The organism is Sulfitobacter sp. 1A12056, assembly GCF_043558125.1.
GTDB classification, from domain to species: domain Bacteria; phylum Pseudomonadota; class Alphaproteobacteria; order Rhodobacterales; family Rhodobacteraceae; genus Sulfitobacter; species Sulfitobacter faviae.
The window spans coordinates 457,150-483,559 of record NZ_JBIFFY010000001.1 but is presented as its reverse complement, the minus strand read 5'-3'; the positions used below and the strand labels follow the sequence as shown (position 1 = coordinate 483,559).

The 26,410-nt window shown below is 63.6% G+C and carries 30 protein-coding genes and 1 tRNA gene; 15 read left to right on the top strand and 16 right to left on the bottom strand.

All coding sequences use genetic code 11. The annotated features are described in order from the left end of the window. Nucleotides 1-46: 46 nt before the first annotated feature. The 3 genes from tyrS (at nt 47) to ACGYLD_RS02345 (ending at nt 2,798) form a co-directional block, all read left to right on the top strand. Nucleotides 47-1,297, top strand: a complete 1,251-nt coding sequence (gene tyrS / locus ACGYLD_RS02355) for a tyrosine--tRNA ligase (RefSeq protein ID WP_394400955.1) — start codon at nt 47-49, stop codon at nt 1,295-1,297. 135 nt (nt 1,298-1,432) lie between these two features. Continuing rightward, on the top strand, nt 1,433-2,188 hold the full coding sequence (locus ACGYLD_RS02350; RefSeq protein WP_209217712.1) for a 3-hydroxyacyl-CoA dehydrogenase: 756 nt from the start codon (nt 1,433-1,435) through the stop codon (nt 2,186-2,188). Nucleotides 2,189-2,306: 118 nt separating this feature from the next. Continuing rightward, nucleotides 2,307-2,798 carry a hypothetical protein gene (locus ACGYLD_RS02345; RefSeq protein WP_394400952.1) on the top strand — a complete coding sequence of 164 codons (492 nt, stop codon included), beginning with the start codon at nt 2,307-2,309 and terminating at the stop codon, nt 2,796-2,798. On the opposite strand, the gene ACGYLD_RS02340 is transcribed toward ACGYLD_RS02345, so the two are convergent. From ACGYLD_RS02340 to ACGYLD_RS02330, 3 genes are all read right to left on the bottom strand, one after another. After that, complete coding sequence (locus ACGYLD_RS02340) at nt 2,795-4,606, bottom strand: ABC-F family ATP-binding cassette domain-containing protein (protein WP_271687175.1); 1,812 nt, start codon at nt 4,604-4,606, stop codon at nt 2,795-2,797. The two genes, ACGYLD_RS02345 and ACGYLD_RS02340, sit on opposite strands and share 4 nt — an antisense overlap. Before the next feature lie 55 nt (nt 4,607-4,661). After that, entirely contained in the window at nt 4,662-5,381 is a 720-nt protein-coding gene (locus tag ACGYLD_RS02335) for a GNAT family N-acetyltransferase (RefSeq protein WP_394400949.1), read from the bottom strand. A 62-nt stretch (nt 5,382-5,443) separates the two neighbouring features. Continuing rightward, on the bottom strand, nt 5,444-5,908 hold the full coding sequence (locus ACGYLD_RS02330; RefSeq protein WP_394400946.1) for an outer membrane protein assembly factor BamE: 465 nt from the start codon (nt 5,906-5,908) through the stop codon (nt 5,444-5,446). A gap of 90 nt (nt 5,909-5,998) precedes the next feature. Here ACGYLD_RS02330 and ACGYLD_RS02325 point away from each other — a divergent pair, with 90 nt between their 5' ends. The 8 genes from ACGYLD_RS02325 (at nt 5,999) to ACGYLD_RS02290 (ending at nt 11,685) form a co-directional block, all read left to right on the top strand. Then, a complete protein-coding gene (locus ACGYLD_RS02325) occupies nt 5,999-6,550 on the top strand; it encodes a YceD family protein (RefSeq protein ID WP_394400943.1) in 552 nt (183 codons plus the stop codon). 200 nt (nt 6,551-6,750) lie between these two features. Continuing rightward, complete coding sequence (rpmF, locus tag ACGYLD_RS02320; RefSeq protein WP_067265873.1) at nt 6,751-6,957, top strand: 50S ribosomal protein L32; 207 nt, start codon at nt 6,751-6,753, stop codon at nt 6,955-6,957. A 50-nt stretch (nt 6,958-7,007) separates the two neighbouring features. Continuing rightward, a complete protein-coding gene (gene plsX / locus ACGYLD_RS02315; protein WP_209217708.1) occupies nt 7,008-8,084 on the top strand; it encodes a phosphate acyltransferase PlsX in 1,077 nt (358 codons plus the stop codon). Then, the gene (locus ACGYLD_RS02310; protein ID WP_394400940.1) at nt 8,081-9,052 is read left to right on the top strand and encodes a beta-ketoacyl-ACP synthase III; all 972 of its coding nucleotides are present in this window, start codon (nt 8,081-8,083) and stop codon (nt 9,050-9,052) included. The genes plsX and ACGYLD_RS02310 overlap by 4 nt, the downstream gene beginning before the upstream one ends. Nucleotides 9,053-9,161: 109 nt before the next feature. Further along, nucleotides 9,162-9,464, top strand: coding sequence for an integration host factor subunit alpha (ihfA, locus tag ACGYLD_RS02305; protein ID WP_067265868.1), 303 nt, complete (start codon nt 9,162-9,164; stop codon nt 9,462-9,464). A 3-nt stretch (nt 9,465-9,467) separates the two neighbouring features. Further along, nucleotides 9,468-10,385 (top strand): MerR family transcriptional regulator, encoded by a 918-nt coding sequence (locus ACGYLD_RS02300; protein WP_271691400.1) that lies wholly within the window; start codon nt 9,468-9,470, stop codon nt 10,383-10,385. A 67-nt stretch (nt 10,386-10,452) separates the two neighbouring features. After that, nucleotides 10,453-10,529 (top strand) — tRNA-Pro (locus ACGYLD_RS02295). Between the two features lie 79 nt (nt 10,530-10,608). Further along, nucleotides 10,609-11,685 carry a 2'-deoxycytidine 5'-triphosphate deaminase gene (locus ACGYLD_RS02290; RefSeq protein WP_394401328.1) on the top strand — a complete coding sequence of 359 codons (1,077 nt, stop codon included), beginning with the start codon at nt 10,609-10,611 and terminating at the stop codon, nt 11,683-11,685. A gap of 14 nt (nt 11,686-11,699) precedes the next feature. Here ACGYLD_RS02290 and scpB read toward each other — a convergent pair whose 3' ends face one another. The 7 genes from scpB to ACGYLD_RS02255 all read right to left on the bottom strand — a co-directional run bounded on the left by scpB (nt 11,700) and on the right by ACGYLD_RS02255 (nt 18,922). Beyond that, complete coding sequence (gene scpB / locus ACGYLD_RS02285; protein ID WP_067265864.1) at nt 11,700-12,356, bottom strand: SMC-Scp complex subunit ScpB; 657 nt, start codon at nt 12,354-12,356, stop codon at nt 11,700-11,702. 3 nt (nt 12,357-12,359) lie between these two features. Next, nucleotides 12,360-13,154, bottom strand: coding sequence for a ScpA family protein (locus tag ACGYLD_RS02280; protein ID WP_209217704.1), 795 nt, complete (start codon nt 13,152-13,154; stop codon nt 12,360-12,362). Further along, nucleotides 13,147-14,154 carry a beta-N-acetylhexosaminidase gene (gene nagZ, locus ACGYLD_RS02275; RefSeq protein WP_394400936.1) on the bottom strand — a complete coding sequence of 336 codons (1,008 nt, stop codon included), beginning with the start codon at nt 14,152-14,154 and terminating at the stop codon, nt 13,147-13,149. The genes ACGYLD_RS02280 and nagZ overlap by 8 nt, the downstream gene beginning before the upstream one ends. Continuing rightward, nucleotides 14,154-15,164: an SPOR domain-containing protein gene (locus ACGYLD_RS02270; RefSeq protein WP_394400933.1), complete on the bottom strand. Its 1,011-nt coding sequence runs from the start codon at nt 15,162-15,164 to the stop codon at nt 14,154-14,156. The genes nagZ and ACGYLD_RS02270 overlap by 1 nt, the downstream gene beginning before the upstream one ends. Before the next feature lie 79 nt (nt 15,165-15,243). Further along, nucleotides 15,244-16,989 carry an arginine--tRNA ligase gene (gene argS, locus ACGYLD_RS02265; protein WP_394400930.1) on the bottom strand — a complete coding sequence of 582 codons (1,746 nt, stop codon included), beginning with the start codon at nt 16,987-16,989 and terminating at the stop codon, nt 15,244-15,246. Nucleotides 16,990-17,095: 106 nt separating this feature from the next. Then, nucleotides 17,096-17,716 (bottom strand): hypothetical protein, encoded by a 621-nt coding sequence (locus ACGYLD_RS02260; RefSeq protein ID WP_271691410.1) that lies wholly within the window; start codon nt 17,714-17,716, stop codon nt 17,096-17,098. 48 nt (nt 17,717-17,764) lie between these two features. Further along, on the bottom strand, nt 17,765-18,922 hold the full coding sequence (locus ACGYLD_RS02255) for a deoxyguanosinetriphosphate triphosphohydrolase (protein ID WP_271691411.1): 1,158 nt from the start codon (nt 18,920-18,922) through the stop codon (nt 17,765-17,767). A gap of 96 nt (nt 18,923-19,018) precedes the next feature. Here ACGYLD_RS02255 and ACGYLD_RS02250 point away from each other — a divergent pair, with 96 nt between their 5' ends. Further along, nucleotides 19,019-19,342 carry an iron-sulfur cluster assembly accessory protein gene (locus ACGYLD_RS02250; protein WP_209217699.1) on the top strand — a complete coding sequence of 108 codons (324 nt, stop codon included), beginning with the start codon at nt 19,019-19,021 and terminating at the stop codon, nt 19,340-19,342. Between the two features lie 15 nt (nt 19,343-19,357). Here the strand turns inward: ACGYLD_RS02250 and ACGYLD_RS02245 are convergent, their stop codons facing one another. After that, a complete protein-coding gene (locus ACGYLD_RS02245) occupies nt 19,358-20,416 on the bottom strand; it encodes a DUF6902 family protein (protein ID WP_271691412.1) in 1,059 nt (352 codons plus the stop codon). 57 nt (nt 20,417-20,473) lie between these two features. Beyond that, nucleotides 20,474-20,731, bottom strand: a complete 258-nt coding sequence (locus tag ACGYLD_RS02240; protein WP_271691413.1) for a DUF6749 family protein — start codon at nt 20,729-20,731, stop codon at nt 20,474-20,476. A gap of 347 nt (nt 20,732-21,078) precedes the next feature. On the opposite strand from ACGYLD_RS02240, the gene xth reads away from it, so the two are divergent. Beyond that, complete coding sequence (gene xth, locus ACGYLD_RS02235) at nt 21,079-21,861, top strand: exodeoxyribonuclease III (protein WP_271691414.1); 783 nt, start codon at nt 21,079-21,081, stop codon at nt 21,859-21,861. Nucleotides 21,862-21,863: 2 nt separating this feature from the next. Here the strand turns inward: xth and ACGYLD_RS02230 are convergent, their stop codons facing one another. Beyond that, nucleotides 21,864-22,448 carry an HNH endonuclease gene (locus ACGYLD_RS02230; RefSeq protein WP_067265843.1) on the bottom strand — a complete coding sequence of 195 codons (585 nt, stop codon included), beginning with the start codon at nt 22,446-22,448 and terminating at the stop codon, nt 21,864-21,866. A gap of 145 nt (nt 22,449-22,593) precedes the next feature. On the opposite strand from ACGYLD_RS02230, the gene ACGYLD_RS02225 reads away from it, so the two are divergent. Further along, nucleotides 22,594-23,037, top strand: coding sequence for a VOC family protein (locus tag ACGYLD_RS02225; RefSeq protein WP_271691415.1), 444 nt, complete (start codon nt 22,594-22,596; stop codon nt 23,035-23,037). Here ACGYLD_RS02225 and ACGYLD_RS02220 read toward each other — a convergent pair. From ACGYLD_RS02220 to ACGYLD_RS02210, 3 genes are read right to left on the bottom strand one after another with little or no spacing between them, the layout of a single operon-like run. Beyond that, nucleotides 23,034-23,699: an alpha/beta hydrolase gene (locus tag ACGYLD_RS02220; RefSeq protein ID WP_271691416.1), complete on the bottom strand. Its 666-nt coding sequence runs from the start codon at nt 23,697-23,699 to the stop codon at nt 23,034-23,036. The genes ACGYLD_RS02225 and ACGYLD_RS02220 overlap by 4 nt on opposite strands. Then, a complete protein-coding gene (locus ACGYLD_RS02215; protein ID WP_271691417.1) occupies nt 23,696-24,328 on the bottom strand; it encodes a DNA-3-methyladenine glycosylase in 633 nt (210 codons plus the stop codon). Before ACGYLD_RS02215 ends, ACGYLD_RS02220 begins: the two co-directional genes overlap by 4 nt. Next, nucleotides 24,325-25,071, bottom strand: coding sequence for a precorrin-6A/cobalt-precorrin-6A reductase (locus ACGYLD_RS02210; protein ID WP_271691418.1), 747 nt, complete (start codon nt 25,069-25,071; stop codon nt 24,325-24,327). The genes ACGYLD_RS02215 and ACGYLD_RS02210 overlap by 4 nt, the downstream gene beginning before the upstream one ends. A gap of 123 nt (nt 25,072-25,194) precedes the next feature. Between ACGYLD_RS02210 and ACGYLD_RS02205 the strand changes: the two genes are divergently transcribed. After that, on the top strand, nt 25,195-26,406 hold the full coding sequence (locus tag ACGYLD_RS02205; RefSeq protein ID WP_394400923.1) for an MFS transporter: 1,212 nt from the start codon (nt 25,195-25,197) through the stop codon (nt 26,404-26,406). Nucleotides 26,407-26,410 lie beyond the last annotated feature (4 nt).

The window sequence follows — 26,410 nt, the reverse complement described above, 5'->3', positions numbered from 1 at the left end:
GTGCGCATATAGATTGCCCCGCAATACAGTTTTGAGGCAAGTCACCATGACATACCATCCCAAATCGGAGTTCATCCACACGATGATGCAGCGCGGCTTTCTGGCCGATTGCACCGATTATCAGGGGTTGGACGAAGCCCTGCTGAAAGGCGCGGCTCCCGCCTATGTGGGCTATGACGCCACGGCCAAATCGCTGCATGTGGGGCATCTGGTCAATATCATGATGCTACGCTGGCTACAGAAATGCGGCGGCAAGCCGATCACCCTGATGGGCGGCGGCACGACCAAGGTGGGCGATCCATCCTTCCGCTCGGACGAGCGCCCGCTACTGACGCCCGAGGCGATCGACGACAATATCGAAGGCATCCGTCAGGTCTTTGCCCAATACCTCGATTACGGCGAGGGCGAGACTGGTGCCCTGATGCTGAACAACGCGGAATGGCTCGACGGGTTGAACTACCTCGACTTCCTGCGCGACATCGGGCGGCATTTCTCGATTAACCGGATGCTGAGCTTTGAGAGCGTGAAGTCCCGTCTGGACCGCGAGCAATCGCTGTCTTTCCTCGAGTTCAACTACATGATTCTCCAAGCCTATGACTTCATGGAGCTGCACCGCCGCTATGGCTGCATTCTTCAGATGGGCGGGTCGGATCAATGGGGCAATATCGTCAACGGCATCGACCTGACGCGCCGGGTGATCGATGGCGAGGTTTACGGACTGACGTCACCGCTCTTGACCACCAGCGACGGCAAGAAGATGGGCAAATCGGCGGGCGGTGCGGTCTGGCTCAATGGCGATATGCTGAGCCCTTATGAGTTCTGGCAGTTCTGGCGCAATTGCACCGATGCCGATGTGGGCCGTTTCCTCAAGCTCTATACCGAGCTGCCGGTCGATGAATGCGACCGTCTGGGCGCGCTGGCGGGGTCCGAGATCAACGAGGCGAAGGTGCGTCTGGCCAATGAGGTCACCGGTCTCCTCCACGGGGAAGAGGCCGCCCGCAACGCCGAAGCCACCGCGCGCGAAGTCTTTGAAAAAGGCGGTGTGGGCGATGACCTGCCCACCCTGACCCTGTCGGCGGCGGATGTGGGCGATGGGGTTTCCATCGTGCAATTGCTGGTGAAATCGGGCCTCGCCGGTTCTGGCAGAGAAGCCAAGCGCCTGATCGCTGAGAACGGCGCACGGATCGACGACAAGCCGCTGACCGATGCGGGCCTGATGCTGGATGCGGGCGCGCTGTCCTCCCCGGTCAAACTCAGCGCGGGCAAGAAGCGCCATGCGCTGGTGCAGGTCGGCTGATCTCTCACGGGGCGGGCTTCGGTCTGCTCCGTCTTCCCCACTCTCACCGCCCTCCTCCCGCCGCAACGGCATCTCTTGCATGGGGTGAGACTTCGTGCTGAACTGAACAAGTGTTCATATCGGGGGGGAGCCATCATGAAACTAGACAGTACAGCCGCCATCATCACCGGGGGCGCCTCGGGGCTTGGCGAAGCCACGGCGCGCTATTTCGCGTCGCAGGGCGCGCAGGTCACCCTGTTGGACCGTGACGCTGCCCGGGGCGAAGCCATCGCGAAAGAGATCGGCGGCCACTACGTCTTGACCGATGTAACGGATGAGACCTCGGTGCAGGAAGCGGTGGACTATGCCCAAGAAAAGATGGGCTGGATCACCGCGGCGGTGAATTGCGCGGGCATCGCACTTGGGATCAAAACCACGGGGCGCGACGGGCCGCATCCGCTCGACGCCTTTCAACGCACCATCGACATCAACCTCGTCGGCAGCTTTAACGTGGCGCGGCTGGCGGCGGTGGCTATGGCCAAGAACACCCCCGAAGACGACGGCGCGCGCGGGGTGATCATCAACACCGCCTCCATCGCCGCCTTCGACGGGCAGAAGGGCCAAGCCGCCTATGCTGCCTCCAAGGGCGGGATCGCGGGCATGACCCTGCCGATGGCGCGGGATCTGGCCAAGGAAGGGATTCGCGTGATGACCATCGCGCCGGGCATCTTCAAAACGCCGATGCTGGCCGGATTGCCGGAAGAGGTTCAGGCCGAATTGGCCAAGGATGTGCCCAACCCGCCGCGTCTTGGCGATCCGGCGGAATATGGGCGGCTGGCCGGGTTCATCGTCGAAATGGGCTATCTCAATGGTGAGGTGATCCGCCTCGACGGCGCGCTCAGGATGCGCTGATGCCGCTGCAAAACCGCGTCCAACCGGATGGGGAGATCATCGCCCACCCGGCGCGGGGCAGCTTCATGGGCAACCGTGGCATCCTGCATGACGAAAACGGACTGCACCCCAAACGCCGTTGGGCGCATCAGAATTGGGTCTGCTGTCGGCTCAGCTTCAAGGGGCCCCGTCGCAAGCTGATGGCCCCCGCCATTATACCGAGCTGTTCTTTCTGGATGAGGCCGTGGCCTTTGCCGCCGGTCACCGCCCCTGCGCGGAATGCCGGGCTGCGGATTATCGACGGTTTCGCGCGTGCTGCAACCTCCCCGGCCCCGCCGCGGATTTGGACCGTCAGTTGCACGCCGAACGGGCCGTGCCGCGCGTTTTTCGTCAGCGCCGCCATGGGGATGTAAAGGCGCAGGACCTGCTCGGCGGCAGTTTCGTCTTGGATCACGACGGCCAGAGCGGCGTGCTTCTCGGCGATGCGCTTCACCCGTATGCGCCGGAGGGCTACGGGGCTGCGCAGCGACGCCCGCAGGGCCGCGTCACCCTCCTCACCCCGCCGAGCATCGTCGCGGCATTCCGCAACGCTTACCGCCCGCAGATCGCTCTGGCAGAGGCGCGGGGTTAGCCCTGCGCCTTCTCCTCCAGCGCCATCCACTCTTCTTCGGCGTTAGAGAGCTTTTCATGCCGCTGCACCAGCGCATCGGTGGCTTTCTGAAACTTCACCGGCTCGCGGGTGAAAAGCTCTGCATCGCTGAGCAGTTCTTCGAGCTTGCCAATCTCGGCCTCCAACCGCTCGATCTCAGCAGGCAAGGCTTCGAGCCGGTGCTTTTCGGTAAAGCTGAGCCCGCCCGCGGATTGCTTTTTCTCCGCTTTCGGCTCGGGTTTGCTCGGCTTGGGTTTAACCACGCTTTGGGCGAAATCATCCTGCCCGCGCTGTGCCAGATAATCGGACCAGCCGCCCGCATAGACGGTGGCGCGGCCATCCCCTTCCATCGCGATGGTGGTCGCCGCCACGCGGTCGAGGAAGTCACGGTCGTGGCTGACCAGCAGCACGGTGCCGTCATAGGTGCCCAAGAGTTCCTGCATGAGGTCGAGCGTCTCGACGTCGAGATCATTCGTCGGCTCGTCGAGCACCAGAAGGTTCGAGGAGCGCGCCATGATCTTGGCCAAAAGCAGCCGCGCCTTTTCGCCGCCCGAAAGCGAGCGGACCGGCGCGCGGGCCTGTGCCTCGTCAAAAAGGAATTCCTTGAGGTAGCCGACCACATGTTTCGGCTGACCCCGCACCAGCACCTGATCGGCCTTGCCCGAGACGCGCATTTCAGGATCGCCGGTGAGGCTGTCCCAAAGGGTCATGTCCCCATCAAGCTGCGCGCGTGCCTGATCGAACAGCGCGAGTTCCAGATTGGTGCCCAGTTTGATCTCGCCCGCATCGGGCTCTTCTTTGCCGATCAGCATGTTCAGCAGCGTGGTCTTGCCCACCCCGTTTGGCCCCACCAGCGCAATCCGGTCGCCGCGCTGCACCGTGATCGAGAAATCGCGCAGTATCTGTTTGTCACCGAATTTTTTGGCGATGCCGCTCGCTTCGATCACCTTGCGGCCTGACTTCGGCCCAGCCTCCAGCGCCATGGCCGCGGTGCCCTGCCGTTTGATCTGCGCCGAGCGTTCGGCGCGCAACTCTTGAAGCGCGCGCACCCGGCCCTGATTGCGTTTGCGCCGGGCCGAGATCCCCTCGACCGCCCAACGCGCCTCAGCCTTGATCTTGCGGTTCAGCTTGTGGCGCTGCATGTCCTCTTCTTCCCAGACCTGATCGCGCCATGCCTCGAACCCTTCAAAGCCGATGTCCTGACGGCGCACGGTGCCGCGGTCGACCCAGAGGGTCGCGCGGGTCAGCTCGCGCAGGAAGGCGCGGTCGTGGCTGATGATGACAAAGGCGGTGCGGGTGCCCTTTAGCTCGGATTCGAGCCATGCGATGGCTTCGATGTCGAGGTGGTTGGTCGGCTCGTCCAGCAGCATCAGCTCCGGCTCTTCGGCCATCAGCCGCGCAAGTGCCGCGCGGCGACGCTCCCCGCCCGATGCGGTGGCCACAGGGCGCGCCGGGTCAAACTTCAGCCCCTCGCCGGCGCGTTCGACCTTATACATCTCACCCGGATCCAGCCCATGGGCCGCGAAGTCGCCAAGCGTCTCAAAGCCCGAGAGGTCCGGCTCCTGCTCCATATAGCCGACCGAGACGCCGGGCCCGGCCACAACCGCCCCGCTGTCGGGCTCTACCAGCCCGGCCATGACCTTCATCAGCGTCGATTTGCCCGAGCCGTTGCGGCCCACCAGGGCCAACCGATCGCCGGTCTGCACCACGAGGGAGAGGTCTTCGAAAACAGGATCGCCGCCAAAGGTCAGCGAAATGTCGGTGAGTTGTAAAAGGGGTGCGCGTGCCATGCCTGCCAGCTATCTTTCGGCGCGGGCAAGGTCAATGTCCAAAGGCGGTGCGGCCTCAGGCCAACGCCCGCAAAAGCCGCGCGCGGTTGGGCGGAATCGCGGCGATCTCCAGCCCGGTGAAGACATGCAGCGTGCCCATTTGCCGGTCGATCACGGCGTGGTCGCTGACCCAGCCGCCCATCGCCAGATAGCTGCGCAGCAGCGGCGGGATTTGCTGGCGCGCGCGCCGGGGATCGGGGCTGTGGCGCTCGCGGGCATAGGGGTGGACCTCAGCCGCCCTGACGCGGGGGCGCCATTCCGCGGGGGCAAGATGCTGTTGTTTCAACAGGGCAAAGGCATCGCGGTAGCGGGTCGGATCCGTGCCCGTGAAAGAGGAACAGCCAAACAAAAGCGCCGCCCTGCTGTCATCGACTTCCCGGGCCAATTGCCCCCAAGCGAGGCGCTGAATGTCGGGGTCTTGCCATTCTGGATGGATACAAAAGCGGCCCAGTTCCAGCAAGGCGCCTTGCGTGCGCTCCAGACGGCTCAGTTCGTAAAACTGCGCGGCATAGCTCTGGGCCAGCTCCGCGCCCTGAAACCGGGTCAGGCGAAAGCAGCAGACCAATGTGCCGCTGTCGCGATCCTCTATCAGAAAATGCCGTGCCGCCGCGTCGAATGCATCACGGTCGGCGGTCCCGGTCTGAAAACACTGCGTCCGCAGCGCCTGCGCCCGGGTGATGTCCCCGGGCGTGAGGGCTTCGCGCGTCAGATATCGGCCCGGGGGCGCTTGGGTCATCTGCGAGGTCGCCTTCGCTTATCCGCGGCCCTGCCCCGCTGCCGGGGCAGGGCAAGGGGAACTTAGCTGCCGAAGGCCGACGGGCTAAAGCGGCCAAGGTTGCCCAGAAGCTGGCGCAGGAAGGTGTTGTCGGCCACAGGCGATGTCGTCACGCGGCGCGACAGCGGCACAACCTGCCCGCGTTCAAGCCCGAAGCGTTCGACATTCGACACCACGCCGGCTTCGTTGAAACTGACGGTCACCACCTCACGCTCGATCTCTTTCGGAGCCATGAAGCCAAGAGCGCGTTTGCGCATTTTAACGTAATAGTAACTATCATCGCTCAAAACACCCGAAACCGTGGGCACACCGATCTTCTGCGCGACGCTTTCCTTGGTATCGCTGCCCACAACGACCTGCTCAAGCTGGTCTTGCGGCGGCACATAGCCGTGGTTCTCATACTGCGGGCTACAGGCGGTCAGAAGCAGTGCAACGCCCATACCCGCGATCCGGAGGTGCGTCTTGCCGGTCTGTTTGGTTTTGCGCATTTGGTCTGCCCTCTTGCCCTGACGGATTATGGCTTTTATTTCGCATACACCAAGGCACCCCAAGTGTACAAGAAACGAAAGTCGGATCTCATGTCGCGCAAATCACCTACGCCAACCGCTCTTCGGGTCGCGGACCTGTCCCAGACGGAGCCAAACGCGTTCGCGCTGCGCCCTGAGGCGGAAGCGCTGGCGCAGATCGCCGAGGAACTCGATCTCTCGGCCCTGCGCAAACTTAGCTTTTCGGGCAGCATCAAACCGCTCGGCAAGCAGGACTGGCAGCTTGACGGGAAACTGGGCGCGACCGTGGTGCAGCCATGCGTCGTCACGCTTGAGCCAGTGACCACGCGGATCGACGCCGATATTACCCGCCGCTTCATCCATGATTTCGAACTCCCCGACGAAGAGGAGGTCGAAATGCCTGAGGACGATACGGCAGAGCCTCTGGGCCAATGGATCGACCCCGCGCAGGTCATGATCGAGGCGCTGGCGCTGGAAGTGCCGGAATATCCCCGCAAGGGCGATGCGGAACTGGGCCAGATGGTCCATGCCGAACCGGGAAAAAAGCCGATGACCGACGAAGACGCGCGGCCCTTTGCAGGCTTGGGCGCGCTGCGCGATGCGCTGAAGAAAGACGAAACCTAAGGAAACAAGCGGAAAACCGCGGAAATTCGCGCTTGCATCGCGCCGGTTTCGCGTTATTTTGCCGCCCTCACCCGAATTAAGGTTGGACATTGCGCGGCTGCGGCCCTAAAGCGTCGTCACGCCCGAAACGGGGTCCGAATTGAAACACGGTTGCGGCCTGCTTTGCCAAGTCAGCAACCCCGAAGGCAAAGGCACCAGACATGGCTGTCCAACAGAATAAAGTATCCAAATCCCGCCGCAACAACCGCCGCGCCCACGATTCGCTCTCTGCGGCGAACCCGAACGAATGTTCGAACTGCGGTGAGCTGAAGCGCCCCCACCACATCTGCGCGGCTTGCGGTCACTATGACGACGCCGAAGTTGTCGCCCTGACCGAAGAAGTGGACCTGGAAGACGACGCAGCATAAGCTGCGGTAGTTTTTAAGGTTTTCTCTTAGGCAGTGAGGCATTCGCACTGATGACGGCCCAGCCCGATCACCCCAACGCGAAAGCCGGACACACCCTGATCTCGGTTGACGCGATGGGGGGTGACGAAGGCCCGGCAGCAGTTGTTGCCGGGTGTGCGCTTTCTGCGACAGCAAATCCCGATATCGGTTTTATCCTGCATGGTCCCCGTGATCAGTTGGAGCCTTTGATCGCCAAACGTGGTGAGTTGTCGGGCCGTTGCGAGATACGTCACGCCACGGATGTCGTCACGATGGACGACAAGCCCAGCCAAGTCGTGCGCACCGGCAAAGACAGTTCCATGTGGTCTGCCATCGAATCCGTGCGCAGCGGAGAGGCGGCTGTGGCTGTCTCTTGCGGCAATACCGGCGCGCTGATGGCGATGTCGATGATACGGCTGCGCAAATTGCCGGGCGTGAACCGCCCTGCGATTGCAGTGCTCTACCCCTCTTCCAACCCGCAAGGCTTCAACGTGATGCTCGACGTGGGCGCCGATGTGCGCGCCGACGCCGATGATCTGTTGCGTTTCGCGCTGATGGGCACCTCCTACGCCCGCAACGGTATGGATTTGCAGCGCCCCCGCGTGGGGCTGCTGAATGTCGGCACCGAAGAGCATAAGGGCCGCACCGAACTCAAAGAAGCCTATGATTTGATTCGCGCCCAAGGCGATGCCACCGGGTTTGAATTCGTCGGTTTCGTTGAGGGCGGCGATATCTCGGGCAACCGCGCCGATGTCATCGTGACCGATGGGTTCACCGGCAATGTCGCGATCAAGACCGGCGAAGGCACGGCCAGCATGATCGGCGACAGGCTGCGCGAAGCGTTCAAATACTCGCCCCTGTCGCGGCTCGCCTCGCTGCTGGCCTATACCTCTCTGCGCCGTCTCAGCAAAAAGATCGACCCGCGCCGTGTGAACGGCGGCGTCTTTCTGGGCTTGAACGGCACGGTGGTGAAATCGCACGGCTCCGCCGATGCGACCGGCATCTCCGCTGCGATCAAACTCGCCGCGCAGTTGTCGCAGAATAAATTCAATGACAAGCTAGCCGCTCGCGTCGCCGCGACGCTGCCAGCTGAGGAGTCCGTCAAATGAGCCTGCGCGCCGTTGTCACTGGTTGTGGCCACTACCTGCCCGCCCGTGTCGTGGAAAATGCCGAATTTGAAGCGACCCTCGACACGAATGACGAATGGATCCGCTCGCGCTCGGGCATCGAACGCCGCCACTTCGCCGCCGAAGGTGAGACGACCTCTTCCATGGCCAGCGCCGCCGCGCGCAAGGCGCTTGAAGACGCGGGGCGCGATGTCTCTGATGTCGACGCGATCGTCGTGGCCACCTCCACCCCCGACCTCACCTTCCCGTCGGCCGCGACAATGGTGCAGGCCGAACTGGGCATGACCAATGGTTTCGCCTTTGACGTGCAAGCGGTCTGCGCGGGCTTTGTCTATGCGTTGGCGAACGCCAATGCGCTCATCCTCTCCGGTCAGGCGCGCAATGTGCTGGTGATCGGGGCCGAGACTTTCAGCCGCATCATGGATTGGACCGACCGGTCGACCTGTGTGCTTTTTGGCGACGGCGCGGGCGCGCTGCTGCTTGAGGCGCAAGAAGGGCAAGGCACGCCCGAGGATCGCGGGATCCTCGCGACCGACCTTAATTCCGACGGGCGCTACCGCGAGTTGCTCTACGTCGATGGCGGCGTCAGCACCGGCACCACAGGCTATCTGCGGATGCAGGGCAATCAAGTGTTCCGCCACGCGGTTGAAAAGCTTGCCGCCACGGCCAATACCGCCATGGAGCGTGCCGGCGTCAGCGCCGAAGACGTCGATTGGATCGTGCCGCATCAGGCCAACATCCGCATCATCCAAGGCACCGCCAAGAAACTGAACCTGCCGATGGAGCGCGTTGTCGTGACCGTACAAGACCACGGCAACACCTCTGCCGCCTCGATCCCGCTGGCGCTGTCGGTGGGCCGTGAGCGTGGTCAGATCAACAGGGGCGATCTGATCGTCACCGAGGCCATTGGCGGCGGTCTGGCTTGGGGCTCTGTTGTCCTGCGCTGGTAAGTCCCTGAGCTAACGCGGAAAATCTCTGCCGAATCGTGCTCGATCCGGGCATTGATGTTGACTCTAAAAATCTGAGCAGCATATGCTATTGGAAAGCATGGGGGATATAATGCCGAACAAGACATTGACGCGCATGGATTTAAGCGAAGCTGTATTTCGTGAGGTCGGTCTTTCTCGCAATGAGAGTGCTCAGCTGGTCGAAGCCGTGCTTGAGCATATGTCCGACGCTCTGGTCGACGGGGAACAGGTCAAGATTTCCTCTTTCGGCACTTTTTCGGTGCGCGACAAGACCGCGCGTGTGGGCCGCAACCCGAAAACAGGCGAAGAGGTTCCGATCAACCCGCGCCGGGTGCTGACCTTTCGCCCCTCGCATCTGATGAAAGACCGGGTTGCCGAAGGCAACAAGTCCTGACCTATGGTCAAATCGCCGGACGCTTTTCGCACCATCTCCGAAGTCGCTGACTGGCTCGGTATCCAAGCCCATGTTCTGCGGTTTTGGGAGAGTAAGTTCACCCAAGTGAAACCCATCAAACGGGCGGGCGGGCGGCGCTATTACCGCCCCGCCGATATGCTGCTGCTTGGTGGGATCAAGAAGTTGCTGCATGACGATGGGCTGACCATCAAAGGCGTTCAGAAGATCCTGCGTGAGGAAGGGATGACCCATGTCTCCTCCCTCTCCGCCCCGCTTGATGAGTTGGATTTCGTGGAGCCGCGCCCTGCGCCGAAGCCGGACATCATCCGGCCTGAGACCGGTGTGGTTCTGAACTTCGGTGCGAAGACGGAAGCGCGCGGGGATGAGGCGAGCGCTGAGACGGTCGACGCGCGGCAGGAGACGACAGCAGAGCTGGAAGAACCCGCCCCCGCGGCAGCGCAGCGCCCCTCGCCCATGCCGCCCGCCGACGATCACCCACGGGCCACGCCCGATCCGCTGGCCCCCTCTGACAGCAACACGCCCGACGCGCCGCAACTCCCTGCGTCCGAAGCTGAGCCCGAAGAAGAACCCGCGCCGGAACCTGCATCGGATACCGGCCTGCCCGAGTTCCTCAAGCGCCCGCTGGCGGCTGAGCCGGAGGAGACCGCAGAGGTTTCGCCCGCCCCCGCTGAAGCCGAGGCGGAAGACCCCGAGGACGACAGGCCAAAACCCGCGATCATCGACCTGCCCGATTTCACCCCCGAAGCCGATTTCCCCGCCCGTCCGGGGCTGCTGAGCGTCGGGGCGCGTGTCCATCGCCTGCCCCGCGACGTGCAACCGCAGGTCGCCGGTCTGCTGCTGGATTTGGCCGAATTGCGCGCGCGCATGGCCGCAGAAGCCGGCGCGGAAACAAATTTCTAATCGCGATGAAAAGATTGGCAATTCCCTCTTGCACCCCCTGCGAGATCGGGTATGAAGCCCACGTAGTCGGGCTATGGCGCAGCCTGGTAGCGCGTCCGTCTGGGGGACGGAAGGTCGCAGGTTCGAGTCCTGCTAGCCCGACCAACCGACTACAACAAAACGCCCGCGCCGGTAACGCGCGGGCGTTTGTCATTTAAGAAGGCCGCGCCCGATGCCCAATGCGATGAACGGGGTGCTCCCCAACCAGCAGATTGCAGCGATGATCGAAAGCGGCGCCATTGCCGCCGATCCCGCGGTCACCTCTGCCCAGATCCAGCCCGCCAGTCTTGACCTCCGCCTCGGCAGCGTCGCCTATCGCGTCCGCGCGTCTTTCCTTGCCGGGCATGGGGCCAAGGTCTCGGATCGTTTGGCGGAGTTCGAGATGCACCGCGTCGACCTCAGCGAAGGGGCCGTGCTGGAAAAGGGTTGCGTCTATGTGGTGCCGCTGATGGAGCGGCTGGCGCTGCCCGAGGGTGTCTCTGCCGTGGCAAATGCCAAAAGCTCCACCGGGCGGCTGGACCTGCTGACCCGCACCATCACCGATGGCGGCACCGAATTCGACCGCATCGCGCCGGGGTACACCGGCCCGCTCTACGCCGAGATCTGCCCGCGCTCTTTCTCTGTGCTGGTGCGGCCCGGGATGCGGCTCAATCAGATTCGTTTCGGCAGCGGGGATGCGACCCTCGACGACGACGCGCTGCGCGCGCTGCACGATAAGACACCGCTCGTTGACGGGACCGCCGTGATCGACGAGGGGCTGGGCTTCTCCGTCGATCTGCGGCTGCCCGGCACCAGCCTCGTCGGCTACCGCGCGAAGCCGCATACCGGGGTGATCGACCTCGACAAGATTGGCCACTACGATCCCGCCGCCTATTGGGAAGAGGTGCATAGCACCAACGGTCAGATCATCCTCGACCCCGGCGCGTTCTACATCCTCGTCAGCCGCGAAGCGGTGACGATCCCGCCTGCCTATGCCGCTGAAATGGCACCCTATTTGGTGATGGTCGGAGAGTTCCGCGTGCATTACGCGGGCTTCTTCGATCCGGGCTTTGGCCATGCAGAGGCGGGCGGCGCAGGCTCACGCGGGGTGCTGGAAGTGCGCTGTCACGAGGCGCCCTTTGTGCTGGAGCATGGGCAAGTCGTGGGCCGTTTGGTCTATGAGCATATGGCGCAGATCCCAAGTCAGCTTTACGGCGCCGACATCGCGTCGAACTACCAAGGTCAGGGGCTGAAACTGTCGAAGCATTTCCGCTCCGCGTAAAGACGCGGCGCCGGTCAATCCTCGAAGAGCTCGCTCTGCCCTTCGGTTGCTTCCGGCTCGTCTTCGCCATCGCCCACGGTGGGCAACAGTCCTGCGGGGGGACGGTTCTCCAACAACCCGGCCGAGCGCAGTTCTTTCAACCCCGGCAGATCCCGCGCGCTTTCCAGACCGAAGTGATCCAGAAACTCCTGCGTGACGACAAAGGTCACCGGACGGCCCGGAGTCATCTTGCGGCGGCCAAAACGGATCCACTCCATCTCAAGCAACTGGTCCACCGTACCGCGCGACACCGATACGCCGCGAATCTCTTCGATCTCGGCGCGGGTGACGGGCTGGTGATAGGCGATGATCGCCAAAGTCTCGATCGCCGCGCGGCTGAGCTTACGGGTCTCGACCGTTTCCTTATGCATCAGGAAACCAAGGTCCGGCGCGGTGCGAAAGGCATAGGCATCGCCGACTTTCATCACCTGCACGCCGCGCCCCTGATACCGGTGCCGCAGGAAGGCCATCGCCTCGCCCACGTCTGAGCCGCGCGGCAAACGCTCTTCGAGTTCGCGCAGGGTGATCGGCTCGGAACTGGCGAAAAGCACGGCTTCGATCATACGCTCCTGCTCGGCGAGCGAGGGCGCGTCGAACAGTTTCTTTTCTTTGGTTTCAATCTCTTCCGACACGCATCAATCCTTCTTGCGCAGTTGGATGGGGGCGAAAATCTCTTTCTGCCGGATCTCCATATGCCCCTCTTTGACCAGTTGCAAAGAGGCGGCAAAGGTCGCCGCCGTGGCCGAGCGGCGGCGTTCCGGGTCGCTCTCCCAGCCCTCGGGCAGATAGCTGTTCAGATCGCCCCAATCGCCCGCATAGCCGATCAGCCCGCGCATACGGTCCAGCGCCTCTTCCATGGTGAAGACCTTGTCGCGGTCCATCACGAAGGGGCGGAAATCCTCACGGGTGCGGGTGCGCGCATAGCCCTGCATCAGGTCCAGCAGCGTGGCGGTATAGGTGACCTTTTTGACGCTGGTGATCTCTTGGGTCTGGCCGCGGGCAAAGAAGTCTCGGCCAAGCTGATCGCGCGCCATCAGACGCGCGGCGGCGTCGCGCATGGCCTGCAAGCGTTCCAGCTGGAAGGCCAGATGCGCGGCCATTTCCTCGCCCGATGGGCCCTCTTCGGTCGGGTCTGGAGGCAGCAGCAGGCGCGACTTCAGGAAAGCCAACCACGCCGCCATGACGAGGTAATCCGCCGCCAGTTCCAGCCGTAACTCCTTTGCCCGTTCGACAAAGGCCAGATACTGCCGCGCCAGTTGCAGCACCGAGATCTTGCGCAGATCGACCTTTTGCGTGCGGCTCAGCGACAGCAGCAGGTCGAGCGGCCCTTCATAGCCTTCGACATCGATGATGAAGGCTTCGGCGGCCAGCCGGTCGGCCACGGTGCTGCCCGCCCCGCCCCGGTCTTCCTGAAATGTCGTGTCAGCCATGCAATGTCCCGCCCAGAAGCGTCTCAAGCTGGGCGCTGAGGGCGTCGATGTCAACGTCATCGGGGGTTTGCCGCGCATCCATCGCGCGCAGGGCGCGGGTTTGGGCGGCGGGGGTCATCTCGCCCGCGGCTTCGGCCACGGCGCGGCGGTCTTCGAGCGGGCCGTTGCAGAAAAGTGCCACGTCACAGCCCGCCGCGATCGCGGCGCGGGTGCTTTCCGCTGGGGTCATTTGCAGCGCTTTCATCGAGATGTCGTCGGTCATCACGAGGTTGTCGAAGCCGATCTCTTCGCGGATCAGCCGCATCACCTCGGGCGACAGGGTCGCTGGGGCATTATCCAGCGCGTCATAGACCAGATGCGCGGTCATCCCCATCGGCAGGTCGCGGAGGCTGCGGAAGGGGGCGAAATCGACCGCCTGCAGATCGATCCGGCGGGCCGCTACCCGGGGCAGATCGTGGTGGCTGTCAAGCGTCGCGCGGCCATGGCCGGGCATGTGCTTCATCACCGGCAAGACCCCTCCGGCCAGCAGCGCATCCGCCACGGCGCGGCCAATCTCGGCCACCTGCCCCGGCGTTTCGCCGTAACAGCGATTGCGCAGAAAACGGTGGGTGTCCGGCCCGGCCACATCGATCAACGGCGCGCAATTGCTGTCGATCCCGACGCTGTGCAGCTCATGGGCGATGATCCGGTACATCAGGTAAAAGGCGTGGCGCGCTTGATCCCCGGCGCGGGCGGCGAGGTCCATCGGCGGCAGCCAATCGCGCCAATGCGGCGCGCGCATACGCTGCACGCGTCCGCCCTCTTGGTCGATGGTGATGACGGCCTCATGCCCCGCCGCCTCGCGCATCTCTTCGCAGAGCGCGCGGAGCTGGTCGGGGCTGTCGATGTTGCGGGCGAAGAGGATAAAGCCAAAGGGCCGCACGTCCCGAAAGAACGCCTTTTCCTCGACGCTGAGCCGATGGCCCGTCGCGTCGAGGATCGTGGCCCCGAAGGGGCGCATCAGCGCATCACCACCGGGATGCAATCCGCGTTTTCAGCCACGAGGGCCGAGCAGAAGCGGCGTGCGTCGGCGATGTCGTTAAAGCCCATGGCACGTAGGCGGTAGAAGACCCGCCCGCCGCTGGTGGCCTTTTGCACGACGCGGCTTTTGCCTTCGAGATAGGCACCGAAACGGCCCTGCAAACGGTCCCATTGTTCGCGCGCCACCTCGGGGCTGTCAAAGGCGCCAAGCTGTGCCATGCGGGTGCCAGCGGGCAGCGATGCGGGATCGACTTCTTGGGTGGCCGCGGCCACTGGATTAGGTTGCACGGCGGCGGGTGTCACCACGGCACCGCCCGCCGGACGGCGGCGCGGGCGCAGGGAGTTGCGCACGCCCGGCGCGTTCAGCACGGCCTTGACTACTTTTGGCTGCACGGAGGTATCGGCCAGCGCCATCGCCACGGCGGCATCGACAGGATCGCCAGCGGCGGCCTCCTCACCGGTGAGCGGGGCCACGCCATTGGTCAATTGCGCCACGAGGTCTTGGACATTGCCCGAGCGGATCGCTTCGGAGGCGTCGATCAGGTCGCCGTCATCCTCACGCGCCACGGCTGGCGTCGCCGTACCCTGTGTCTTCGCGGCAACCATTGCCACTTTGACGGGCTGGTCTTCGTCTTGCAATTCGATCTGGCGCGGCGCGAGGCGCAGCTCATCCGCCGGGCGCCCGGCGCTGCCTTCGGCGGCGACGACATTGACCGAAAGCCCCTGATGACGGGCCAATTCGCCGCCCGGCTCTTCGGGGCGCACGCGCATCTCGCCTTCGATCGCGCGGACCACCGGGATGCCGGTCACGTCGCGCACAAGCAGTTTGTAGCCCCATACACCGATGCCCGCCACCAGCGCCAAGGACACCACGGCGCCCGCGATATTGGTGAGCGTTGTCAGGGTCTTGGGCGCGCTGCCCACTGCGTAGCTATGCGCGGAATCGGGCGCATAGCCCGCCGTCGTCGGGGAAGATGTGAAATCTGCCATCTCTGCCTCTTTGCCCGGCGTGATACATCGCCACGCGGGTCTGGTCATGGGGTTGCCTGTTTTCGGCGCGCTGGTGCGGTTACCGCATCTCTTGCGCCGGTGTGACCCCGAGAATACCAAGACCCGCCGCAATTACAATCGCAACGGCACGCGACAGCGCGATTTTTGCCTGCGAGGTGGCCGCGTCCCCTTCTTGCAACGCGCGCAAGCCATCCTCAGACCGGCCCAAGTGGTAGAGGCTGTGGAAGTCGGAGGCCAATTCATAGAGGTAGAAGGCCACCCGGTGCGGCTCATTACTGCGCGCGGCGGTCTCGACCAAACGGGGCCATTCGGCAAGCTTGCGCAGCAGGCCGATCTCGGCCTCGTGGTCAAGCTTGGACAGGTCCGCGTCCAGCAGCGTGGCATCCGCCACCTCGATCTCCGCCTCTTCGGCTTTGCGCAGGATCGACGCGACCCGCGCATGGGCGTATTGCACGTAAAAGACCGGGTTCTCGCGGCTTTGCTCCAACACCTTGTCGAAATCGAAGTCGAGCATCGCGTCGTTCTTGCGCGTCAGCATGACAAAGCGCGTCACGTCCGGGCCGACCTGATCCACAACATCGCGCAGGGTCACGAATGTCCCTGCCCGTTTGGACATCTTGAACGGCTCGCCGTTTTTGAAAAGCTTCACCAACTGCGTCAGCTTGATGTCGAGCGGCACATGCCCGTCGCTCAGCGCCGAAACCGCCGCCTTCATCCGTTTGACATAGCCGCCATGATCCGCGCCGAAGACGTCGATCAGCATGTCGAAATCACGGCTGACCTTGTCATAGTGATAGGCGATATCGGGGGCGAAATAGGTCCAAGACCCGTCGGACTTCTTGACCGGGCGGTCCACATCGTCGCCATGTTCGGTGGATTTGAACAGGGTCTGTTCACGCGGTTCCCAATCGTCGGGCTTCTTACCCTTCGGCGGCTCCAACACGCCTTCGTAGATCAACCCTTTGGCTTCGAGCGAGGCGATGGCCGCTTCGATCTGACCCGTGCCATAGAGCGATTTTTCGCTATAGAAGACGTCCATCTCGACACCCAGTGCCGCCAGATCGTTTCGAATGAGGTTCATCATCGCGTCGGTTGCGAATTCGCGGATATCGTCCAGCCATTCGCTTTCCGGCTGGTCGACCAGCTTGTCGCCGTACATCTTGGCCAGCGCTTCGCCCAGCGGGATCAGATAGTCGCCGGGATAGGTGCCATCGGGGAATGCCACCTCTTTGCCATTGGCTTCGAGGTAGCGCAGATAGACCGAACGGGCGAGCACATCGACCTGCGCACCGCCGTCGTTGATGTAGTATTCCCGCGTCACGTCATAGCCCGCGAAGTCAAGCAGGCTGGCCAGTGCATCGCCAAAGACCGCGCCACGGGTGTGGCCCACATGCAGCGGCCCCGTCGGGTTGGCCGAGACATATTCAACGTTCACCCGCTGACCGGCACCAAGGATCGCGCGGCCAAAGTCGGTGCCTTGGTTCAGCACCTGACGGGCCACGTTTTGCCAGACCGAAGGCGCAAGGCGCAGGTTGATGAAGCCCGGCCCCGCCACTTCGGCGGAGGTGATGCGCGGATCGTTTTGCAATTGCGCGGCCAGTGCTTCGGCGATGTCGCGCGGCTTCATGCCCGCAGGTTTGGCCAGCACCATCGCGGCATTGGTGGCCATGTCGCCATGGGCCGCGTCACGCGGCGGCTCAGCGGTGATCGGGTCAAAGTTCAGGGTCGCAGGCAGAGCTTCCTGCGCGACCATCTGTTCCAGCGTCGCAATGATGAGATGGCGAATTTCGGCAAATAGGTTCATGTCGGGTATCCTTGTTCCCCGCCCGTTTATCATGTGCGGGGGTGCAGTCAATCAAGCGTCGGGCCGTCGCGGCCCAAGTTGGGGAGTGGCGTTTGAGCCGGTCTGGTTAGCCGAGGTCAAAACGCCCACTTCGGAGCCGTCGGCCAGCCTCAGACCCAAGGTACAGCGCGGTGTCCGTGGCCAATTCGGCCTGCCCCTCGGGCACAGTGATCAGGTGGAAATGCACCCCCCGCGCGCCAAAGACCTTGTCGAGCGCGGCATTGGCCGCCTCGACCGCGCCGATCATCCCGTGCCCCGCCAGCGCCAAGGGCTGGCTTGGTCGGGGCAAAACGGTCACCACAGAGCCCCGCCCGGCCACGAGGCCACGGCCCAAGGCGCGCACCATGGCCGAAAGCCCGCGGATCTGAGCATCCATGCCCTTGGCGCAATCGTCGGGTTCAAGCGGCATCAGGTTCAGCACCATATGCAGCGGCGTGCCGCCCCAGTTGCGGTGCAGCGGTTCAAAGCGTGAGACGAGATCGCCTGCTAGTGCCAGCCCTTCGACACGCTCGGCCGATTGGCTCATCAACCGCGCCAGCACCGCGGGATCGCGGTCCATCGCCACGACCTCCGCCCCCAGATCCGCCGCGCGTTTGGCCACCGTAGGCCCCGGCGCTTGCCCCGCCGAGAGGATCGCGAAGGTCGCGTCACCGGCCAGACTTTCCGGCAGAACGGGGGTTTGTATCATGTCATGTCACCTATGGATCATCAAAAGAAGACTACCATGCCGCGAAGACTAGCGGAAGCTGCGCAGGTCGCTGTCGAAGAGACGCGCGTGTTCTTGCAGGGCGAAACGGTCGGTCATGCCCGCAATGTAATCAGACACCATCCGCGCCAGCGCGGTTTCATCCTCTGCCGCCTCGATCGCCGCCGCCCAATGGCGCGGCAAGAGGTTGGGCTGTGACAGGAACAGCGGGAACAGGTCCTCGACCACCTTGGTCACCTTCTCGCGATTCTCCATCACCGAGGGGGCGCGATACATGCGCGTGAAGAGAAACTTGCGGATCTCGCGCAGGTCTTGCCAGACGGGATCTGAGAAACGGATCACCGGGCGGCCCAGATTTCGGATGGCGTCAGGGGATTTCGCCCCTGAGTCTTTCAGCAGTTTGGCCGAGGTTTCAATCACATCGCCGACCATCACCCCAAAGACCCGCCGCAGCGCCTCATGACGGCGGCGGTAGCTGTCGGTCTCGGGGTAGAGCCGGTCAACCTCGGCATAGGCGGGGCCGACCATGGGCAGTTCGGCGATCTCACTTTCGGTAAACAGCCCTGCGCGCAGACCGTCGTGCAGATCGTGGTTGTTATAGGCGATATCATCGGACAGCGCGGCGACCTGCGCCTCGGCGCTGGCATGGGTGTGCAGTTCCAGATCGTGCCGCGCGTCGTAATCGGCCAGCGCATGGGGCACCTCGCCCGTCACCGGCCCGTTGTGTTTCGCGATGCCTTCCAGCGTGTCCCACGTCAGGTTCAGCCCATCGAATTCGGCATAGTGCCGCTCCAGCGTGGTGACGATCTTGATCGCCTGCGCGTTGTGATCGAAGCCGCCGTAGGGTTCCATCAGCCTGTGCAGCGCATCTTCGCCGGTGTGGCCAAAGGGCGTGTGGCCCAGATCATGGGCCAGCGCCACCGCCTCGGTCAGCTCGCCATTCAGACGCAGCGCGCCTGCGATGGTCCGCGCGACCTGCGCCACCTCAATCGAATGGGTCAGACGGGTGCGGAAATAGTCGCCCTCATGCTCCACAAAGACCTGCGTCTTGTGCTTCAGCCGCCGAAAGGCAGAGGCATGAATGATCCGGTCCCGATCCCGCTGATAACAGGAGCGAAAAGTGCTTTCCTCTTCCGGCACCAACCGTCCCTTGGCGGTGTCCGGATCAGAGGCGAATTCTGCGCGCATCGCGGCTGGTCCTCTCTCGCGGTCCTTGTGACCTGTCCTTGTGCTTTCTATATGTTAGAGGAACGCGAAAGAAAACCGATGCATCGGAGCCCGCAGATGAACCTGCCCCCCAAAGTCACCCCCCGCGCCTTTGAACGCCTCGCCGAGATCGGGGCCGCAGACGAAGGCAAGGCCCTGCGCATCGCTGTCGAAGGCGGCGGCTGCTCGGGCTTTCAATACGACATCGCGCTGGACGAGCCCGCCGAAGATGACCTCATTCTCGAAGGCAGCGGTCAGAAGGTGGTGGTCGATAGCGTCTCCCTGCCGTTTTTGGCCGACGCCGTGATCGATTTCACCGAAGAGTTGATCGGCGCGCGCTTCACCATCGAGAACCCCAATGCGACGGCGGCCTGCGGCTGCGGCACGTCCTTTTCGATGTAGGTCTGTCGGGCGCGTTTAAACGCGCGCCCGGGCGAACCCCTCGAAGAACTCTTCGAAATAAGGCCCGGCGCGTTCGGCGCGCAGCAGGGTCGCGTGGCTCTCCGGGCAAAGATACGACAGCACATGCGGGCGCATCTGCCCCCAGTCGGCCCGGCGGTTTGCGCCCATGTCGTTGAGGCAAGCCGCCAGCGGGCGCAGGGCCCCTGCCCCCTTTCGGCTTTTGTGAAAACGCAATGCGCCTTTTGGGATATCGGTGGATCGCATCGGGCGGCCCGCAATCTGCATGGCCCAGCCGGTGACAAGCCATTCGTGGTAATCGTCCTGCAAAGTCGCGCCTTCGTCGGTGTAGACCCGCATGGCACGGTGGCGGGCGGCAATAACATCCTCCCACAACGGGCTTGGGGCCTGCCCGGCAAAACGCAGCGCGGCGCAGACCTCGGCCAGCAGGTCCATATCCTGATCGAGAAAAGCCAGCAGCCCCGTGAAATGCAGGCTTTTCAGCGCGGCCTCCGGCAGGTCCGGGAGCCGGCGGCCATAGTTTGACAGGTAAAAAACGATATGGGTCAACTCATAGGCCGCCTTGCGATTGGGCATGGCGAAGGTGGCACTGCGGGCGATAAAATCGCGCAACCGTTGACCGAGCGCCCCGTCCTCCACCCGCGGCCCCACACCCCGACGGCGCAGCAGACGGCGTGCCTCGGCCCGTTGCAGATCCGACAGCTCCGCCCCCTCCAGCCCTGCCCGCGCAACCTTGGCGCAAAGGGCCGCGCCGTAGTGCCGAGGCAAACCGAGGTCTTCGAGATCGAGACAAATCGACAGGATGAAACGGTAATACTGAGGAAAATCGCGCAGCAGGTTCCGGCAGCCCTGATGGAAGGCCGCGAGCGGCTGAAGCGCCGCGGTGTCGAGCGTGGCCCCCGTGCTCGCCAGCGCCCCGAGCAGTTCGGCGTTTTCCTTCAGCCAAAAAACATCCCCCTGCGCGTGACGCCCTTCTGCGAAGGCTTGGATCAGCCGGGCCCTTTGAATGGCCTGGTCTTGGCTTTCGTCAGATCTGAGCAGAACAACATTGGTCATCGCATGGCCTCCGACAGGGGGAACGGCGGGCGACAAAGCCGCCCGCTTGAAAGGGCTTCAGCCGCTGAAGGGCAGCACCTCAGCCGGGGCGAGGCCAGTGGTGAACAGGCCGACCCCGCCGCCTTGCGTGATGCTGCTGCCGTCCTGCTGTAGCCCAGTGGTGAACATCTCGACCCCTTCGCCCAACAACATGTCACCGCCCCCACGGTTGAGGCCGGTGGTGAAAAGGCCAACACCGGCGCCAAACGCCATGGGATTGTCCTCTGTCTGCGGGGCTGTTACTGGGGCAAAGTCGCGTGCAAAAATAGCGGTCATCATGAGGTCCTTTCAAAGGGCTTTGCAATTTAAAGATGTAGTTCTTCGACTGACGCACGTTAAGCGTGTTGATCCAAGCATTTTTCGGCTAACGCATTGTACTGAACCACTTATCCACATTAAGGTCGCGCCACAGTTTCGCCTTACTCCTCAAATTATCTTGCGCCCTGTGGAGAAAAAGAAATGCCGCCCACAGGGCAGGATCGAGACAATACGGGCAACCGCCTCGCGGACTTTCTATAATAGCAAGAAATCTGACCCGAGAATCACCTTAAGCGCGCAAGCCTTCCCCTTGCTCCGCGACGCCAATTGCGCGATAGCAGTCGGACGTCGAAAGAGGGCCGGATATGAAGATCGCGAGTTTCAACATCAACGGTATCAAGGCCCGCGCGGCGGCCCTTCCCGATTGGCTAGACGAGGCGCAGCCGGACGTTGTCGTGCTGCAAGAGATCAAGTCAGTGGATGAGGCTTTCCCCCGCGAAATGCTCGAAGAGCGCGGCTATAACGTCGAAACCCACGGGCAAAAGTCCTTTAACGGCGTGGCGATCCTGTCGAAACTCCCGCTTGAGGATGTGACCCGCGGCCTGCCGGGCGATGATGCCGATGATCAGGCCCGCTGGATCGAAGCAACGGTGGTGGGCGACGATATGGCGCTGCGGGTTTGCGGGCTCTACCTGCCCAATGGCAACCCGGCGCCGGGGCCGAAATATGACTATAAACTCGCATGGATGGCGCGGCTGCAAGCCCGTGCCGAAGCGCTTCTGGCCGAGGAAACGCCGTTCCTCATGGCGGGGGATTACAACATCATCCCGCAGGCCGAGGATGCTGCCAAACCCGACAGCTGGCGCGAAGATGCCCTCTTCCGGCCCGAGTCCCGCGCCGCATGGCGGCGGCTGGTGAACCTTGGCCTTACAGACGCTTTCCGGGCGCGCACCCAAGGGCCGGGACATTACTCCTTCTGGGATTATCAGGCCGGTGCGTGGAACCGCAACAACGGCATCCGCATTGACCATTTCCTGCTATCGCCCACCGTGGCGGACCGGCTGCGCGACTGCCAGATCGACCGCGACGTGCGCGGGCGCGATAAGCCGTCGGATCACGTGCCCATCTGGGTTGAGCTGGATATCTGAGGTCAGGCCTCCAGTTCGGCATCCCAATAGAGAAAATCCATCCAGCTTTCATGCAGATGGCCGGGCGGGAATTTGCGGCCCATGTTGCGCAGCTCTTCGGCGGCGGGTTGCCGCGGCGGTTTGCGCAGGGCAAGCCCCGTGCGGTGCAGGGGCCGCGAGCCTTTGCGCAGGTTGCAAGGGCTACAGGCGGCGACCACGTTTTGCCAACTGGTCACCCCACCGGCGGCGCGCGGTACCACATGGTCAAAGGTCAGATCGCCCTTCGCGCCGCAGTATTGGCAGCGGAATTCATCCCTTAGAAATAAATTAAAGCGCGTGAAGGCCACGCGCTTTTGAGGTTTGACATAGTCTTTTAGGACGACAACCGAGGGGATCCTGATCACCGTAGAGGGGCTGCGCACCACCTCGTCATATTCGGCGACGATCTCGACCCGGTCGAGCCATTTGGCCTTTACGGCTTCCTGCCATGGCCAGAGCGACAGCGGGTAATAGGATAAAGGTCGGTAGTCCGCGTTGAGCACCAGCGCGGGGTGGTGTTTGAGCGCCGCCGGGTGGCGGGTAAATTCGGTCCTGAAATCGCCGTCCATCTGGTCGCGTCCTCTGCCCGTTTTAGTCACTATATCTCGCGGTTTCTCTCTGGCAAGACAAAGGTGAACCACTAGATGTCGCCGGTTTTGCCCAAAGATTACGACAGAGGCGTGACAGATGGGCAGAGTTTGTTAACCTTGTGGCATGTCGAAAAGCCCCCTGCCCGATGCGCCCGCGCCGCAATCCCTGCTCGAAGCCGCCGTCTATGCCGATGATCTGGACGCGGCGCGGGGGTTTTACCGCGACATTCTGGGACTGAAACTGTTTCAGGAGGTGCCGGGTCGGCATATGTTCTTCGCGCTCGGCCCTTCGGTTTTGCTGGTCTTTAACCCGACCGCCACGGCGCAGCCGCCCGGCAATCCGAAAATGCCTGTGCCGCCCCATGGGGCGCGCGGCCCGGGGCATGTCTGTTTTGCAATGAAACGCGATGAGATCGCCACGATGGAGACGCGGCTGCTGGCCGCCGGGGTCGAGATCGACACCAGTTTTGATTGGCCCAACGGGGCGCGCTCGCTCTATGTGCGCGACCCCGCGGGTAATTCGGTCGAGTTCGCCGAACCCTGGCTCTGGGACGAGATGAAGAGTTAAAGCCCCAGTTTGTCGCGCATGAAGGCGAGCGCCACGCTCAGCCCATCGGGCGCGATGCCATGGCCCGTGCCCTTCATCACATGGGCGTAAACGTCTTGCCACCCTGCTTCTTGCAGCGCTTCGGCGGCCTGCGGCAGGGATTGCGGCGGCACCACGTCATCGGCATCGCCATGGACCAGCAGCACCGGCGGTTTGACCTGCGCCTCTTCGGCCAGCGCTTCGGGGTTGAGCAGACGCCCCGAGAAGGCCACGATCCCCGCCACCGCATCTTCGCGCCGTGGGGCCACATGCAGCGACATCATCGTGCCTTGGGAAAAGCCGAAGAGCACGACCTGTTCGGGCAACACGTCTTCGTCGACCATCAGCGCGTCGAGGAAGGCGTCGAGGTCTTCGACCGCGCTCATCATCCCGCGCATCGATTCCTCTTCGGATGATCCGTCGATCCATGGGATCGGGAACCACTGATAGCCCATCGGCGCACCGGCGCAGGCCTCGGGCGCGTCGGGAGCGACGAAAAGCGTGTCGGGCAAATGCTCGCTCAGCGGATCGGCAAGGCCCAGCAAGTCAGCGCCATTCGCGCCATAGCCATGCAGGAACACCACCACCGACCGTGTGGTGCCAGAGACCGGCTCGCGGCGCTCCGCGTTCAAAACCCGTGTCATGACAATCCTTCCTTTTGTTTCAACACCCGGTAGTAGGCAAAGAGCAGCCGCGCCGCAACCGACCGCCAAGGTGACCATGCGGCGGCCATGGCGGAGAGGTCTTTCGGGCTGGGACGGACGGGCAGATCAAAGAGCCCCCGCGCCGCCTCTTGCAGTGCCAGGTCGCCGCTGGGAAAGATATCGCGGCGGCCAAGGCAGAACATCACATAGATCTGCGCCGTCCACGGCCCGATCCCCGGCATGTCGACCAGCGCGGCGATGGCTTCGTCATCGGGCAGCCCGTGCAGCGCGTCGAAATCGAAATCACGTTCCGCCAAGGCCAGCACATAGCGCGCCTTGGGGCGGCTCAGCCCCGCAGCGCGCAGGCCGTCGTCTCCGGCGCGCAGGACGTTCTCCGGCTGATCCAACCCCGCCGCAACCAGCCGCGCATAGATCGCCCGGGCCGAGGCCACGCTCACCTGCTGCCCCACGATAATGTCGAGCAGCCCCGCGAAACCGGGCGGGCGCAGGCGCAGCGGCAGCGGTCCGGTTTTGCTCAGCGCCATGGCAAAACGCGGCTCCCGTTCGGCCAGCCATGCCGCGCCCTCGGCCACATCGGCGTCGCAGGTGATCGGGGGCGCGAGGCTCACAGTCGTGCCACCCAATCCAGCATCGCGTCGAGATCGCTCAGACAAGGCGCGCCCTTTGGCAGTGGCGGTCTGTCGATCAGGATCACCGGCAGGCCGAGCGACAGGGCAGCGTCGACTTTCGGGCGGCTGGCCTGCCCGCCGAGGTTGCGGCAAATCAGCAGGTCGACGCCGAGGTCGCGGAACAATGCCGTTTCACTCTCCATGGTGAACGGCGGCTCGCCAAAGATCAGATCGACAAAGTCATAGGGCGCGGCGCGTTCATGGCGGCTCGTCTGTCGTAGCATGAGGCGCGCGCCCTTGAACGGTTGGAAGGTTGGCAGGCTGGCCCAACCAGTCGCTGCAAAGACGCGGGCAGCGGGCGGCACGGTACGGGCGGCGGCCGCGACATCCGGCAACGATTGCAGCAGCGGGTTGTCCAAGGGCCAGAGGGGGCGCGAAAAGCTGACGAAAGGTTTGCCCAGAGACGTGGCGGCGGCATAGCCTGCGTGGCTCAGCCCCGCATCGAACCCGTGGCTGAGGTCGAGCACCGCATCAAAGCCCGCCATATCGCGCCGCAGCGCCGCGGCATCCCCGGCATCGCGCATCTCATAGGCCACCGGCATCGGATTGTTGCCGCGCGGCGGCTCCGTCAGCCAAGCGGTGACCCGGTGCCCGGCCTGCGTCAAGGCGCGGGCAAGCTGCCGCGCTTCGGCGGTGCCAGCGAGCAAAAGAAGGGTCAGCGAAGGGCGAACGGCGGCGGTCATCGGCGCGATCATCGGCGAGCTTGCCGCCGGGCGCAAGCGGGATCGGCGGCGCAAAAACCGCTGCCGGGCTTGCCCTTACCCAAGGGCAGGGCTACCCCTTGGCGGGAAGTGAGGAATTCAGACATGATCGACGACAGACGCGCGCGGCGCAACGTAGCGGTGCTGGTGGCAGCACAGGCCTTTCTCGGGGCGCAGATGCCGATGATTTTCCTTGTCGGAGGTCTTGCCGGGCAGTCGCTTGCGACGAATGTCTGTCTTGCCACCCTGCCGATCTCGATGATCGTTCTGGGCTCCATGCTTTCGGCCACGCCGGTCTCGGCCATCATGCAGCGCTATGGCCGCCGGGCGGGGTTCTTTCTGGGGGCCGCGGGCGGTGCCTTGGGCGGCGCGGTCGCGGCCTACGGGCTTTATCTCGCCTCCTTTCCGGTTTTCCTGCTGGGGTCGCTTCTGACGGGCATCTATATGTCGGCGCAGGGTTTCTACCGTTTCGCCGCCGCCGATACCGCCTCGGATGATTTTCGGCCCAAGGCGATCTCCTATGTCATGGCGGGCGGTCTTGTCTCGGCCATCATCGGGCCGCAGCTTGCCACGGCCACGTCGATGAGCCTCGTGGTGCCCTTCCTTGGCACCTATATGGCCGTGGTGGCGGTGAACCTCATCGGGGCGCTGCTGTTTCTCTTCATCGACATTCCGAAACCGCCGATCCCGGCCCATGACGCGCCCAAGGGCCGCAGCCGGTGGGAACTGCTGACCACGCCGCGCATCGCCGTCGCGGTGATCTGCGCCATGGTCTCCTATGCGTTGATGAACCTCGTGATGACCTCGACCCCGCTGGCGGTCGTCGGCTGCGGCTATAGCCAAGACAGCGCGGGCTATGTGGTCACCGGCCATGTGCTGGCGATGTTCGCGCCTTCGTTCTTTACTGGCCATCTGATCAACCGTTTCGGGGTTGAGCGGATCATGGGCCTTGGCATTGCGATCCTTGCCGCCGCCGGGGTGGTGGCTTTGCAAGGTGTGGAACTGGGCAACTTCTTTGTCGCGCTGATCCTTTTGGGGCTGGGCTGGAACTTCGGCTTTATCGGGGCCACCACCATGCTGGCGGGCGCGCATGAGCCGCATGAGCGCGGGCGGATGCAGGGCCTGAACGACCTGCTGGTGTTCGGCGGCGTGACGGTGGCCTCGCTGGCCTCGGGCGGGCTGATGAACTGTTCGGGCGGCACGGCGCAGGAAGGCTGGGCGGCGGTGAACCTTGCCATGGTGCCCTTCTTGGTGCTTGCGGGCGGATCGCTGATCTGGCTGGTGCTGCGCAGCCGCAAAGAGGCGCAGCCAAGCTAAGCGC